This is a genomic window from Streptomyces sp. MJM8645 (assembly GCF_001625365.1).
GTDB lineage: Bacteria > Actinomycetota > Actinomycetes > Streptomycetales > Streptomycetaceae > Kitasatospora.
In genome coordinates this window covers 145,991-159,274 of the sequence record NZ_LJJF01000003.1, presented here as the reverse complement: position 1 = coordinate 159,274, position 13,284 = coordinate 145,991, and the positions used below count along the sequence as shown (strand labels likewise).

Annotated in this window: 17 protein-coding genes; 10 read left to right on the top strand and 7 right to left on the bottom strand. The window is 73.1% G+C overall.

The features are described 5' to 3' along the window. Positions 1–3: 3 nt before the first annotated feature. The 8 genes from A6F73_RS37785 to A6F73_RS37750 all read left to right on the top strand — a co-directional run bounded on the left by A6F73_RS37785 (position 4) and on the right by A6F73_RS37750 (position 6,221). Positions 4–1,035, top strand: a complete 1,032-nt coding sequence (locus A6F73_RS37785) for a hypothetical protein (RefSeq protein WP_063352984.1) — start codon at positions 4–6, stop codon at positions 1,033–1,035. Continuing rightward, complete coding sequence (gene trpA / locus A6F73_RS37780; RefSeq protein ID WP_063352983.1) at positions 1,028–1,933, top strand: tryptophan synthase subunit alpha; 906 nt, start codon at positions 1,028–1,030, stop codon at positions 1,931–1,933. Before A6F73_RS37785 ends, trpA begins: the two co-directional genes overlap by 8 nt. A 19-nt stretch (positions 1,934–1,952) precedes the next feature. Beyond that, the gene (locus A6F73_RS37775) at positions 1,953–2,327 is read left to right on the top strand and encodes an ectoine synthase (RefSeq protein ID WP_063352982.1); all 375 of its coding nucleotides are present in this window, start codon (positions 1,953–1,955) and stop codon (positions 2,325–2,327) included. 96 nt (positions 2,328–2,423) lie between these two features. Then, positions 2,424–3,569: an acyl-CoA dehydrogenase family protein gene (locus tag A6F73_RS37770; protein WP_063352981.1), complete on the top strand. Its 1,146-nt coding sequence runs from the start codon at positions 2,424–2,426 to the stop codon at positions 3,567–3,569. Continuing rightward, the gene (locus A6F73_RS37765) at positions 3,566–4,291 is read left to right on the top strand and encodes a hypothetical protein (protein ID WP_079136661.1); all 726 of its coding nucleotides are present in this window, start codon (positions 3,566–3,568) and stop codon (positions 4,289–4,291) included. Before A6F73_RS37770 ends, A6F73_RS37765 begins: the two co-directional genes overlap by 4 nt. Then, a complete protein-coding gene (locus A6F73_RS37760) occupies positions 4,288–5,022 on the top strand; it encodes an indole-3-glycerol phosphate synthase (protein WP_063352980.1) in 735 nt (244 codons plus the stop codon). Before A6F73_RS37765 ends, A6F73_RS37760 begins: the two co-directional genes overlap by 4 nt. Next, positions 5,019–5,951 carry an alpha/beta hydrolase gene (locus A6F73_RS37755; protein WP_063352979.1) on the top strand — a complete coding sequence of 311 codons (933 nt, stop codon included), beginning with the start codon at positions 5,019–5,021 and terminating at the stop codon, positions 5,949–5,951. The genes A6F73_RS37760 and A6F73_RS37755 overlap by 4 nt, the downstream gene beginning before the upstream one ends. 21 nt (positions 5,952–5,972) lie before the next feature. Further along, a complete protein-coding gene (locus A6F73_RS37750; protein ID WP_063352978.1) occupies positions 5,973–6,221 on the top strand; it encodes a hypothetical protein in 249 nt (82 codons plus the stop codon). A 134-nt stretch (positions 6,222–6,355) separates the two neighbouring features. On the opposite strand, the gene A6F73_RS37745 is transcribed toward A6F73_RS37750, so the two are convergent. From A6F73_RS37745 to A6F73_RS37735, 3 genes are all read right to left on the bottom strand, one after another. Beyond that, entirely contained in the window at positions 6,356–7,948 is a 1,593-nt protein-coding gene (locus A6F73_RS37745; RefSeq protein ID WP_063352977.1) for a pentapeptide repeat-containing protein, read from the bottom strand. Between the two features lie 88 nt (positions 7,949–8,036). Then, positions 8,037–8,243, bottom strand: a complete 207-nt coding sequence (locus A6F73_RS37740) for a DUF397 domain-containing protein (RefSeq protein WP_063352976.1) — start codon at positions 8,241–8,243, stop codon at positions 8,037–8,039. Further along, positions 8,228–9,067, bottom strand: coding sequence for a helix-turn-helix transcriptional regulator (locus tag A6F73_RS37735; RefSeq protein WP_063352975.1), 840 nt, complete (start codon positions 9,065–9,067; stop codon positions 8,228–8,230). The genes A6F73_RS37740 and A6F73_RS37735 overlap by 16 nt, the downstream gene beginning before the upstream one ends. A 118-nt stretch (positions 9,068–9,185) precedes the next feature. Between A6F73_RS37735 and A6F73_RS37730 the strand changes: the two genes are divergently transcribed. Next, the gene (locus tag A6F73_RS37730) at positions 9,186–9,383 is read left to right on the top strand and encodes a hypothetical protein (protein ID WP_063352974.1); all 198 of its coding nucleotides are present in this window, start codon (positions 9,186–9,188) and stop codon (positions 9,381–9,383) included. A 97-nt stretch (positions 9,384–9,480) separates the two neighbouring features. Beyond that, positions 9,481–9,948 (top strand): NUDIX domain-containing protein, encoded by a 468-nt coding sequence (locus tag A6F73_RS37725; RefSeq protein ID WP_063352973.1) that lies wholly within the window; start codon positions 9,481–9,483, stop codon positions 9,946–9,948. Between the two features lie 29 nt (positions 9,949–9,977). Here A6F73_RS37725 and A6F73_RS37720 read toward each other — a convergent pair whose 3' ends face one another. From A6F73_RS37720 to A6F73_RS37705, 4 genes are all read right to left on the bottom strand, one after another. Continuing rightward, the gene (locus A6F73_RS37720; protein WP_063353021.1) at positions 9,978–10,886 is read right to left on the bottom strand and encodes an aminoglycoside phosphotransferase family protein; all 909 of its coding nucleotides are present in this window, start codon (positions 10,884–10,886) and stop codon (positions 9,978–9,980) included. A 110-nt stretch (positions 10,887–10,996) separates the two neighbouring features. Further along, positions 10,997–11,536: an NUDIX hydrolase gene (locus tag A6F73_RS37715; RefSeq protein ID WP_063352972.1), complete on the bottom strand. Its 540-nt coding sequence runs from the start codon at positions 11,534–11,536 to the stop codon at positions 10,997–10,999. A 312-nt stretch (positions 11,537–11,848) separates the two neighbouring features. Further along, positions 11,849–12,580 carry a DUF6875 domain-containing protein gene (locus tag A6F73_RS37710; protein ID WP_244293873.1) on the bottom strand — a complete coding sequence of 244 codons (732 nt, stop codon included), beginning with the start codon at positions 12,578–12,580 and terminating at the stop codon, positions 11,849–11,851. After that, a complete protein-coding gene (locus A6F73_RS37705) occupies positions 12,577–13,242 on the bottom strand; it encodes a GNAT family N-acetyltransferase (RefSeq protein ID WP_063352971.1) in 666 nt (221 codons plus the stop codon). The genes A6F73_RS37710 and A6F73_RS37705 overlap by 4 nt, the downstream gene beginning before the upstream one ends. Positions 13,243–13,284: the final 42 nt, after the last annotated feature.

The following is a 13,284-nucleotide window of genomic DNA, read 5'->3' as shown; positions in this document are numbered from 1 at the left end:
CCCGTGCACCCGGCCCTCACCGCCCTACTCGCCGGGCACGACGTCGACCTGGACACCTGGCGCTCGTGGTGGGACCAGCTGGAGCAGCGCACCCCGGGCCCGGCCCGCGACAGCGACCGGGCCCAGGCCGCGGCCCTGCTGGCCGCCCTCACCACCCGCCTGCCCGCCCCCGACACCCTCGCCGCCTTCACCACCTCCCTGACCGAACGCAGCCCCCACCCCGGCCCCGCCCACCCCGCCAGCGTCAACATCGTCGGCACCGGCGGCGGCCCGGCCACCTTCAACCTCTCCACCGCCGCCGCCCTGACCGCCGCCGCCATGGGCGTACCCGTCGTCAAGACCGGCTCCCGCGCCTACACCAGCAGCGCCGGCTCCATCGACCTGCTGGAGCGCCTCGGCATCACCCTCACCTCCTCCCACACCGCCACCGCCGACCACCTCGCCCGCCACGGCATCGCCTTCGCCGGCCCCCACGTCTACCCGCCCGCCCTCACCCGCCTGGCCCGCCTCCTCTTCCCACTCACCCTCAAACCCTTCGGACGCCTCCTCAACACCCTCGGCCCGCTGCTCGCCACCGTGCCCGTCACCGCCCAGCTCACCGGCACCAGCGCCACCACCGACCTGCCCGCCCTGCGCCACCTCGCCCCCCGCACCCTGGGGCGCGCCGTGTGGCTGGCCACCAACACCGCCGGCGCCGACGAACTCCTGCCCTTCGCCGACAACACCCTGCACACCCCCGACACCACCCTCCACCTGCCCGCCGGCTCCATCGCCCCCGCCGACGGCACCCTGGCCGACCTCGCCCCCCACCCCGAGGACCTCACCGGCCACTTCCTGCAAGCCCTCGCCGGCCGCGCCGGCCCCACCGCCACCCACACCATCGCCCTCAACGCCGCCGCCCTCGCCCTCGCCTCGGGCCGTCACACCCGCTGGCACACCGCCCACACCGCCGCCCTGGACGCCCTGGCCGACGGCGCCCCCCGCGCCCTGGCCGCCCGCCTGCGCGCCGACCACAAGGCCCCCGCCCATGCCTGACACCACGTTCTTCGCCGCCCGCGCCGACGGCCGCCCGCACCTGGCCCTGTTCCTCAACGCCGGAGACCCGCCCGCCCGCCTCACCGACCTGGCCCTCGTGCTGGAGGAGGAAGGCGTCGACGTCCTCGAACTCGCCGTCCCCTTCCCCAACTCGCCCACCGACGGCCCCGTCATCCGCCGCTCCGCCGACCGGGCCCTGGCCGCCGGCACCACCCTGGACACCGTCCTGGACGAACTCGCCACCCTGCGGCCCCAGTTGAAGAACATGAAGATCGCACTGCTCGCCGACTGGAGCCACAGCCTGCGCGCCGCCGACCCCGCCACCTGCGCCCGCGCCATCGCCCAGGCCGGCGCCGACGCCCTGCTCGTCCACGCCCTGCCGCCCCGCCTGCGCCCCGCCTGGCGCCAGGCCCTGCGCGAGGCCGCCCTGCCGCAGGTCGCCACCTGCTACCCGACCTCCACCCCCGAGGTCCTCGCCGCCGCCGCCCGCGACGCCCACGACGCCTACGTCTACCTCGTCGCCCACTACGGCCGCTCCGGCACCACCCCCGCGGCAGGCCACCACACCCTGGCCGCCACCGTCGCCACCCTGCGCGCCGCCGCCCCCGCCACCCCGGTCGCCATCGGCTTCGGCGTCAAAAGCGCCGCCGACCTGGACGCGGTCGCCGCCGCCGGAGCCGACGCCGCGATCGTCGGCTCCGCCGCCGTCGCCCGCATCGAGACCGCCCTCACCGAGGGCCGCGACGCCGCCCAGGCGCTGCGCGCCCTCCTCCACGACCTCCGCCCGCCCGGGCCACCCCAGCCCGCCACGGCCGGACGCACCACCACCAGCACCACCGCCGTACCGCGCACCACCAGCACGAGCACCACCCCCGGCACCACCACCCTCGCCCGCTGACACGAAAGGCAGAACCAGCATGCTGATCCGCGACCTTGACGACGTCCAGACCGTCGAGTGGGGCAACGGCCTGTCCCGCCGCTTCCTGGTGGCCGGCGACAACCTCGGCTACACCCTCACCGACACCATCGTCAACGCCGGCACCAAGTCCCGCCTGGAGTACCGCAACCACCTGGAGGCGTGCTACTGCATCGCCGGCTCCGGCGAGGTCATCGCCATGGACGGCACCTCCCACCCCATCACCCCCGGCCGCCTCTACGCCCTCGACCAGCACGACGCCCACTACCTGGTCGCCAGCCCCCACGAGGACCTGCGCCTGGTCTGCGTCTTCTCCCCGGCCCTGCGCGGCGACGAGGTCCACCAGCTCGACGCCTCCTCCTCCTCCGCCTACTAGGCGAAGACCCCCCCTTCGAGTCACGCGCCGGCGCCCCGCGCGCCGGCCTGCCACCCCGGGCCCCGCACGCGGGCCCGGGAGGAAGGCGGCACGTCCATGATCCGCTGGAACGCCGACCAGCACGCCCTGCGCGAGGGCCTGGCCCGCTTCGGCGACGACCTGAGCGCCGGCCACATCGAAGGCGACGAACAGGCCGCCTTCTCCCACGACAAGTGGCGCCTCGTCCAGAAGACCGGAATCCTGTCCCTGCCCTTCGAGGAACGCTACGGCGGGCTGGGCCAGTCCCTGCTCACCACCATGTACGTCCTGGAGGGCCTGGGGCAGACCTGCCGCGACGGCGGCCTCAACTTCTCCGTCACCACCTCCCTCGCCTCCACCGGCGTCCCCCTCCAGGCCTTCGGCTCACCCGCCCTCAAAGAGGCCTACCTGCCGCGCATCGCCTCCGGCGAGGCCATCGGCGCCCACGCCATCACCGAGTCCGAGGGCGGCTCGGACGCCATGCAGATGCGCACCCGCGCGATCCGCGACGGCGACCACTTCGTCCTCAACGGCGCCAAGACCTTCGTCAGCAACGGCCCCGTCGCCGACGTCATCGTCGTCTACGCCCGCACCCACCCCCAGGGCGGGGCGCTCGGCGTCACCGCGTTCCTCCTGGACCGCGACATGCCCGGCATCAGCACCGGAAACCCCATCAAGAAGATGGGCCTGCGCACCTCACCGCTGTCCGAGGTCTACCTCGACGACGTCAAGGTGCCCGCCTCCCGGGTCCTGGGCCGCGTCGGCGGCGGCTTCCTCGTCCTGGACCACGTCATGAAACGCGAGATCCTCTACTCCTTCATCGTCAACACCGGCGAGATGCAGCACCGCCTGGCCCGCTGCCTCGACTACGCCAAGACCCGCATGTCCTTCGGCAAGCCCATCGGCTCCTATCAGTCGGTCGCCAACAAGATCGTCGACACCAAGATCCGCCTGGAGACCGCCCGCAAGTGGCTCTACGACACGGCCCAGCGCCTGGAGGCCGGCGAGAACGTCACCGTCGACATGGCGATCGCCAAACTCCTCACCAGCGAATCCAACCTCGCCACCTCGCTGGCCGCCGTCCAGGTCTTCGGCGGCAACGGCTACATGTCCGAATACGGGCTGGAGAAGGACGTGCGCAACGCCGTCGCCGGCACCATCTACTCCGGCAGCAACGAGATCCAGTACAACCGCATCGCCGCCATGCTCGGACTCGGCAAGTGAGCGCCCCCGCCCCGCCCCGCCCGCTGCCGCCCGCGCGGCCCCGCCACCTCAAGGTGTGCGGGGCCCGCACCCGCGCCGACCTCACCCTCCTCGCCGAATCCGGCCCCACCCTGGTGGGCCTGTGGCACGGCGTGCCCGGCGGCCCCGCCGAACTCTCCGAACAACACCTCGCCCACCTCGCCGCCACCGCCATCCGCCTGGGCCTGGAACCCGTCCTGGTCACCTTCCTCGACGACGCCGACCAACTCGCCCGCCTCGCCCGCGCCACCGGCATCCGCTGGATCCAGCTCCACGCCTACCAGAACCCCGCCCTCGTCACCGAACTGCGCCACCACCTGCCCTACGCCGTCCTCGTCAAAGTCCTCCACCTCTCCCGCGGCCGCTGCCTGGAACGCCCCTTCATCGGCGCCTTCGAACGCGCCGGCTGCGACCTGTTCCTCCTCGACACCGTCACCGACGACGGCCGCGTCGGCTCCACCGGCCACCCCCTGGCCCCCGCCGACGTCCACACCCTGCTGCCCCGCCTCACCATCCCCTTCCTCCTCGCCGGCGGCCTGAACGCCGCCAACCGCGACACCTACCGCACCGTCACCGACCACCCCCTGTACGCCGGCGCCGACATCGACACCGCCGCCCGCAACCGGGCCGGCGACTTCACCCACGAAGCCGTCACCGCCCTCGCCCACGCCTGGCACCCCCGCCCCAAGGAGGCTCACGTATGAGCGCCCCGCGGTTCCTCGACGCCCTGCTGGCCGCGAGACGCCCCCTGATCATGGAAGTCAAACTCCGCGACCCGCACGGCACCGACCTGCTGGGCCCGCGCACCGTCACCGACCTCGTCACCCGCTACGAACAGGCCGGCGCGCCCTGCCTGTCCGTGGTCACCGGCCGCTGGTTCGGCGGCACCCCCCGCCTGCTGCGCGAGGTCACCGACGCCACCGACCTGCCCGTCCTGCAGAAGGACTTCCTCACCCGCCCCGCCCAACTGGAGGCCGCCGCCGCCCTCGGCGCCTCCGCCGTCCTGCTCACCGCCGCCCTGCTGCCCGCCACCTCCCTGCACCGCCTGGTCACCACCGCCCTCGCCCTGGGCCTGACCCCGTTCGTCGAGATCACCGGCGAACACGAACTCGCCCACCTGCCCCAGCCCGAACACTGCGTCATCGCCGTCAACAACAAGGACATCCGCACCCGCGAACGCGACCGCGGCGACCTCGGACGCAGCCTGCGCCTGCTGCCCGCCCTGCACGCCACCGGCACCCGCGCCCCCGTCTCCGCCTCCGCCATCACCGAACCCGCCGACGCCGCCCGCCTCCTGGACGCCGGCTACGCGGGACTGCTCATCGGCACCACGCTGATGCGCCAGAGCGACCTCACCGGCTGGCTCACCGACCTCGACACCGCCCGGGCTACCACCGCCCGCGCCACCACCGTCCGGGCCGGGGCCGCCGTATGAACCCCCGCCCGAACCCGCGGCCCAACCCCCGGCTCGCCACCCGCTCCCTGGTCCTGGACGCCGGCGGCATCCCCGTCTCCGCCCTCGTCGCCGAACCCCAGGACCGCGCCCCCAAGGCCGTCCTCCTCGCCATCCACGGCCGCGGCATGCGCGCCGCCTACTTCGCCGGCCCCGCCCACCCCGACACCAGCCTGCTCACCCTGGCCGCCGACCTCGGCTACACCGTCCTGGCCCTGGACCGCCCCGGCCACGGCGCCTCCGCCCACCGCCTGCCCGACGGCCAGCTCATCGCCGACCAGGCCGCCACCCTGCACGCCGCCCTCACCGACTACGCCCGCGCCCACCCCGTCGGCGCCGGCGTCCAGCTCCTCGCCCACTCCTTCGGCGGCAAGATCGCCCTCCACCTCGCCGCCCACTGGCCCGCCGACCCCCGCCTGCCCCTGCTCGGCGCCGACATCTCCGGCCTCGCCCAGCACTACGCCCCCGGCGCGTGGGAGCGCCCCGACGACCTCGCCGGCGGCGGCCGCCTCAACTGGGGCCCCCTCGGCCTCTACCCGCCCGGCACCTTCCACGCCGCCCGCACCCTGCTCACCCCCGTCCCCGCCCTCGAATCCCGCGAACTGGCCACCTGGCCCGCCCGCTACAGCGCCCTGGCCGCCCGCGTACGCGTGCCCGTGCGCCTCACCCTCGCCGACCACGAGGCCTGGTGGCGCCTGGAACCCTCCCACCGCACCGCCCTCACCGCCGCCTTCCCCCCGGGCCTGGCCCACCTCGTCACCGCCCACCGCGCCGGCCACAACCTCTCCCTGGGCCACGCCGCCCGCCCCTACCACCTGCGCGCCCTCGCCTTCACCGACGAATGCCTCACCCGCCCCCGGCCCCAGCCCGCCACAGCCGCCCCCGAGCCGGCCCTGGCCGCCGCCGGCTGACCGCAGGACGGGTGGGAGATCGTGGCCACCGCCCGCGGCGCGGTGGCCCTGGACAACCTCGCCCCCATCGCGCTGCTGCTCACCCAGTGGCGCCACAGCGCCGAGGTCCACGCCGACCCCGCCCTGCTCGCCCTGATCACCCGCGAGCCCGACGGCGACCTCGGGCCGGCCGCCATGCCCGAGGCCGCCGAGCGAGCCGCTTCGCCATCGCCCGCGCCCATCGCCCGCGTCCGTCGCCCGCGCCCATCGGCGCGCCGCCGGGGCGCGTGAAGCGGACTGCCCTGGTGCCGCGACGACTTGGCCATCTTCGTGATCAGGGCCTTCTTGCGAGAGATCGCGGCCTGGTTCGACAGCCTCCAGATCCAGCCGCCGGCCTGGTGCCGGTCGACGGCTGACGGACTGACTCAGACAGTCACCTCGGCCGACCGCGCCCGAATTTGCTGGAGGGTCTCGTCGGCGCTTCTCTGTCCGGCCCAGCCCTCGGTGAGGGCGGCGCCGGCGGTGCGGCATTCGCCGTGGAACGTGGCGTATCCGCCGCCGCCCGGCAGCATGAAGTGCGCCTTGAACGCGCTTCGCTCCAAGTTGGTGGTCCCGTGGAACTGAGTGCCCATGAAGTCCGCACGCGCGAACCGGCAGTCACTGAGGTCGAAGTCGATCAGAGTGGCGGCGGAAAGGCTGAGATCGACTCCGTCCCAGAACTGTTCGCGCGGCGGGGAATCCGGCGCCGCCCCGGGGTCGTGAGAGCGGAGGTGGTCGGTGAGGATCTGCTGCGCGGTCCGCCGCAGTCTCAGTTCGGCCACCTGCTCCGCGGTGAGCGCGGCTTCATCGCCGGCCTCGAACGCCAGCGGCGCCCTCAGGAATCCGCAGACCGCGTCGACGATTCCGGCCCGCTGGTCGGCGCGGGCCTGGCCGAGCGCGTCGAGCACGTGCAGTCCGGACAGCCGCACCGCCGGGTCGGCGTCGGCGAGCTGGTGGGCGTAGGGCGCCACGGACTCGTCCGTCACCAGCCGGCCCGGCCCGTTGTCCTCGGGACGCAGCACCCAGCCGAAGGGCCATTGCTGAGGGCTGAACGACTCTTCCGCGTCGTCGACTTCCGAAGCGTCGTCTTCCTCGGCGACAGCGTCCGCGGTCGCGCCGGTGAGATCCACACTCGGCTGGTCGAGATGGACCTGATCGCCGAACCAGGCGTCGCCGAACTCCGCATCCGCCCCGAACCGTGCCTTCCAGAACCAGGCCGGACCGTGGAATCGCGCGCCGTGGAAGGACACCCGATCCCGGAAGCAGGTGCCGTCGCTGCCCTCGTACCAGGTCTGGTAGTCCTCTTGAAGCACGGCGCTCGGCCAGCCGGGATCGGCCTCGTTCGGCTCGCGCCAGGGGATCTGCACGCCGAACGGATCCGGCTTGCCAGAGGGCAGGTCGCCGTCCTCGTCGAACTCTTCGAATCGGGGGTCGTCCTCCTGGACGGACTCCTCACCACGGCCGAACCAGGCCAGATGGTCGAACCGGGCGCCGGCGAAGCCGGCCGGGGAGTGGAACCGCGCCAGCCCGAAGTGGGCGTCTGCGCCGAACCTGACGTCGGCGAACGACGCCTCGCCTTCGAACACGGCCCGCGCGAAGATCGCGTCGTCGCGGAAGTGAGCGCCGTCGAAGACGCAGCGGCCGCGGAAGTGGGCGTCTGCGAAGACCGTCGGCCCGAAGGAGCAGCCGCTGAAGTCGACGTCCGGCAAGACGGCGCCCTCTAGGGCGAAGGCGAGGTGGTCTCCGCCCCGCGCCAGCGCGACAAGAACCGCGACAGCACTGTCGACAGCTTCCACAACGGTGCCGCGCAGGTAGCGGCACACGGCGTCGGCGGCAGGCTGGCGTAGCGCGGGATGTGCCCGGGCGAGTGTCTCAAGCTCCTGCAAGCCGGCGTGGTGCGCGTCGGCACCCGGCCCCGCCAAGCAGTCGGCTATCCGCTGGAACTCCCCGGAGGCGTCCGGTTCCGTCGGTGATCCCATGCCGTCAGACCCTAGCGCAGCACCGCGTTGATCCTTCGGGGGTTCATGTGGCTTCGAGCGGGGAGCCGTCGTAGGTCCAGCGGTAGGCCTAGTCGGTGCCGAATTCGCCTGCGCGGATGGCGGTGACGAAGGCCTGCCAGGCGGGGGTGGGGAAGAGGAGGGCCGGGCCGTGGGGGTCTTTGGAGTCGCGGACGGGTGTCACGTTGGCGAAACCCTCGGCCACCTCGATGCACTGGCCGCCGCCACTGCTGTATGAGCTCTTTTTCCAGCAGGCGTCAGTCAGTTCGACATCCATTCGAGCTTCCTCCGTACCGAGCTGATCGTTGCGAGTGAGTCGGCCTGGTTCATGGCCTCGACTACAAGGCGATCGTAGCTCCTGTCCAGTTCCCTGGTCGGCTGAGAATCCCGGTCGATGTAGCCACGCTGCTCAGTTTCCAGGTAGGCGAGCATTTTGTGGTTCGGCATGGTAAGCAGCGTCACCGGACGAATGAACGGCCGGTTCTCGCCCAGGGAGTACGGCGCCACCTGGATCACCACGTTCGGTCGGCGGGCGAACGCTTCGAGGTGGGTCAGCTGTTCGAGCATGACCTCCCGGCCCCCGATGATTCGGCTGAGACAGCTTTCGTCGAGCACGGCGTGCAGGAACGGCGGTGGTGTCCGGTCCAGGATCTGCTGTCGGGCGATCCGGAAATCGACACGTTCGGAGGCCTGTTCCGGAGAGGTGCTGCCCTGTCGGACGTAACCGGCCTCGATCGCCGCGGCGTAGGCCCGTGTCTGCAGGAGCCCGGGGATGACGTTGATCTCGAAGAGTTTGATCTGCTCCGCGCGGGCCTCGTAGTTGGTGTACTCCGGGAAGCCCTCCAACAACGCGGTGTGCTTGAGCTGCCAGTACATCAGTACCAGCGTGCCGCCGGTCCTGAGCTCCTGGTCGGCCAGCTCCGCCAGCTGCAGGCTCGGCGGTCGGTGCGCAAGTTCGACGTAGGACAGGTGCGATGCGGTGCACCCGACCTTCTTCGCCAGTTGGACCTGGGTGAGCCCAACTGCTTCGCGTGACCTGCGGAGTTGAACTCCGAAGGCGGCCCACGGGGACGAGGTCGGGTCGATGGTCTTCTTGTTCATGGAGCTTCCCCAACTCACGGCTGGCCTGACTGCAAGTCGCACATCACTTCCGATGCTAGATGACGCCGGGCCATCATGTGCACAGAACGTGAAACACTGATTGCGGAAGGTTATTCCCATGGCCGATGCCCAAGTTCCCCGCCTCGACGGCTACGGCGTGCGCTGGGACGCCGGGGCCCGCCTCTACCGGGTCCGCAACGAGGTCACCCGGGAGTGGCTGCGCCAACCGGACGGTGAGCTCAGCGGGTTCAGCTCCTTCTCCGACGCCTGGGGAACGTGGCGCGTCTTCGAGGTCCACAAGCGGCCGGGGGAGTGAGCGCCGGACGCATGACGGCTGAACTCCTCGTCCGCCTCCTGTGGTGGGCGGGCTTCTCTCTCGTACTCCTCGCCGCCCTCAGAAGGTGAACCGCCCGATGCGCGACCCCCGCCTGCTCGCCAAGCCGCCGGTGTGCCGGCTCGGCTGCCTCGTCCTCGTGCGCAACCCGCGCGGCGACGTCCTCCTCGTCGACCCGGACTACATGGACGGGCTGATCCTGCCCGGCGGCGCCGCGAAGCCGAACGAGCCCCCGCACCTTGCCGCCGCCCGTAACCTGCACGTCGAGACCGGGCTCAACCTCCGTCTCGCCGACGTCCTCGCGGTCGACTTCACCCCCGCCGACCGTTATCTGGAGCGCCTCAACCTGGTCTTCGACGGCGGCACCGTGCGCGACGACACCCACCTGACCGTCCCGCCCCGGCACCGCAGCGGCCTGTTCGGCGCCCGCTTCGTCCCCGCCCACGAACTCCCGGACGTCATGGCGCCCTCCCAACTCGCCCGCGTCAGCGAGGCGTTGGCGGGCCGGGCGCTGCCCGTCCTCCTCCACGGACAGCGCGCGACCTGAGGACCGCCGCCCCGGCCGGCCGGGACGGCTCACCGCGCGTCGGCGGACTCCAGGATCGCGGACAGCCGCGCCAGGCATTCGCCGACGAAGCCGGGATAGGTGCCCCAGTAGTACGACAGCCCGCCGACCCCGACGCCGACCGCCCACGCCCGGGCCCGCAGCCACGTCACGTCGTCGAGGCCGAGGGCGTCCCAGTACGCCTGGCGGGCCGGGGTCGGAAGGTCCCACACCGTGGCGTGCTCGGCGTCGGGAAAGCCGACCGACAGGCATCCGAAGTCGATGACCGCGTGCAGCCTGCCCTGCCGGACCAGCAGGTTGGAGGGTTTCAGGTCGCCGTGCAGCCACACCTGGCGGCCGGACGGCCCGGGCAGGGCGAGCGCACTTCGCCACAGGTGCCGCAGGTGCTCGATGTCGAGGTCCAGGCCCGGGATCGTCCGGCACTTCTCGAAGCAGCCGGTGATCGACTCGTCGCTGTCGCGCAGGTCGCCTCCGCGGTACCAGCTGAGCGCGCCGTGGCGGACGGCCCCCATGAGCGGGGCGCGGTGCAGGTCCTGGACGACCGCCGCCAGGTCGGCCCCGAGGGCGGGCCAGTCGGTGACCGACCCCGGGCCGGGCTCCTCGCCGTCGATCCAGCGGTACACCGACCAGGGGAGCGGGAACACGGCACTCGCCGTCCCGGCGTGCACCGGCTCCGGGACGCGGCACGGCAGGTGCGGTGCCAGCCGCGGCAGCCACGTCTGCTCCTTCCGCACGGACTCCGCGCTCTGCGCGGTGCGCGGCAGCCGCACGAGCAGGTCGTCGCCGAGCCGGTACATCGTGTTGTCCGTGCCCGCGCCGGCCGGCGAGACGGACAGGCCGGCCCAGTGCGGCCGCTGCTCCCGGAGCAGGGAGCGGACGACGGCCTGGTCCGCGAAGATCTCGTTCTCGTGAAGGGCCACGGTGCGAGCCTTCACGCCGGGCGCCACCGCCGCCAGCGATTTTCCCGAAACCGCTGCTGTCCGGGTCCCGTCGAAGAGCTGGGACGCCGGCCCGCCCGTACGCCCCCGGGTCAGAGGAGCCCGAGGCGGTCCAGGGCGAGGTAGGCGGCGGCGGTGTCGGTCATCTGGCCCCTGCGCAGCACGGTGGAGCGGAACTCGGGCAGGGGCAGGGTGACCACGTCGATGAACTCGGTGCGCTCCGGGGTCGGCTCGGTGACCTTGGCGCAGCCGGTGGCGTAGAAGGCGAAGCGCAGGGCGGTGGAGTAGGCGTCGTGCCAGTACGGTCCGGCCGTGTGGACCTCGCCCTGGTAGCCGGTCTCCTCCAGCAGTTCGCGGGCGACGGCCTCGGCTGCCTCTTCTCCGGGTTCGATGAAGCCACCGGGTAGTTCGTACAGCACGCGGTCGGGGCCGGGCCGGTACTGGCGGGCGAGGATGACGTGCTGGTCGGGAGTGAGGGCGAGCACGGCGCCGGTTGGGCGCTCGCGTTTGAGGTAGAACTCCTCCGTCCGTCCGTCGGGCAGCTCGAAGTCGACGCGTTCCACGGACCGGCCGAACTTGCTGAACATGGTGGTGCGTTCGATCTCGCGCCATGACGCGGCGGGGTGGGTCATGGCTGGACTGTACGGCTCCGGCCTGACTCCGGGCGCTCGTTGGAGCCGCCCAGGCCTCCGCGCTCGCTGCCGCCGTCGGCTCCGCCCACCTGGCCTCCGCCCTCACCGACATGCGCAATGCGTCCTCACTGGAAGCCAGTTGACGCCTCACCGATCCGGCGGCCCGTTCCCGGCGCGGTCCCTGCTCGGCGAGACAGCCGCAGAGCAGGCCGCCGCTTGTCGCCGGCGAAATGGCGAAGTGCGCAACAGCGAAAAAGGGGGTGCGCGCGGAGCCGGGCGCCGACCCGGCTCCGCGCGCAGGGGGGCCGCGGCTCAGGCGGCGGTCAGGCGGGCGGTCCTGCGGTGTTCCGTCATGCCGGAGACCAGCTGGTCGCGGATGCGGGCGGGGACCTGGGGGGCGAAGCGGGCCAGGTAGTGGGCCAGGTGGGCCTCGTCGTCGACGAGGAAGGGCAGGTCGAAGACGAGGAGCTTGCGCACCGCCAGCAGCGGCACGGGCGCGCGCAGCGGCCTGAAGGAGCGGTTCCACAGGCCCCCCTCCTCGCAGACGGGGTGGAACTGGCCGATCATCAGGCCCTGTTCGACGAACTCGTCCTTGGCCTTGCGCTGCGCCTCGTCCAGCGCGGTGGAGTCGGCCCGGTCCAGGCCCGGCAGCACCAGCAGCACGGTCAGCAGCTCCCGGTCCGACTCCTCCGTCAGGTCGGCCAGCAGCCGCTCGTACCAGGCGCGCAGCTCGCCGACGAGTGCGGGCAGGTCGCCGCCCGCGCGGGTGTCGGCGACGGCGATGTGGAACAGGCCGCGGCGCAGCGAGGGCTGGGTGTAGGGGCAGACGGGGCCGCTGCGCCCGAGGTCGGGGTGGGCGGTGGTGAGGAAGCGCCGGCTCCAGGCGAGGATCTCGGCGGCCTCGGGGTGGTGGTCGGCGGCGCCGGCGTCGATCTGCTCGGCGGAGTAGACGCGCAGCGCGGTGTCGCTGTGCAGGGCGGTGCCGCTGTGCAGCGCGGTGCCGCCGTGCAGCGCGGTGTCGATGTCGAGGGTGTGGGTGGTCATCGGGGGCCCCGCCACACGGGGGTCAGGCGGGGGCCGCCGGCGGGCAGGGCGATGGCCTCGCCGAAGCGGGTGAAGCCGCCGGCGCCGCAGACGCGGGCGCCGCCGGGGGAGCTGGTCTCGGCGTAGGCGGCCTGGCCGTCGTGGTCGACGCGGGCCAGGAAGGCGCGCAGGAGGGCGGTGCCGGTGCCGGTGTGGCGGGCGTCGGGGTGGGCGCCGACGAACGCCAGGTAGTGGTGGGGGCGGTGGCGCGGGTGGCGGCGGGCCTGGAGGCGGGTGATGGCGGCCAGACGGCGGGCGGATTCGGGGTGGGCGTCGGCGTCGACGGCCGCGTCCAGGGCGCGGGCGGCCGCCTGGTCCTGCTCCCCGGGGTGTTCCCACACGCCGGGGGGCAGGAAGAGCAGCGCGCCGACGGGGGCGTGGTCGTCGGGGTGCTGGGCGGTCAGGGCGCCCTGGTGGGCCAGGCACTGGTCGACGTGGACGCGGAAGAAGGCGGGCAGGATGCGGGCGCGGTGGGCGTCGTCGGGGAAGGCCCAGCGGGTGAGCGGGTCGTCGTGGAAGGCGGCGGCGAGCACCCGGGCGAGGGCGGGGGCCTCCTCGGGTCGGGCGGGGCGGACCGCGGGGGCCGCGAGGGCGGCGCCCGGCGGGACGGTGGCGGTGGTCAACGGACACTCCTCGGCAGACAGGCGGCGGGCGGCGGGACAGCA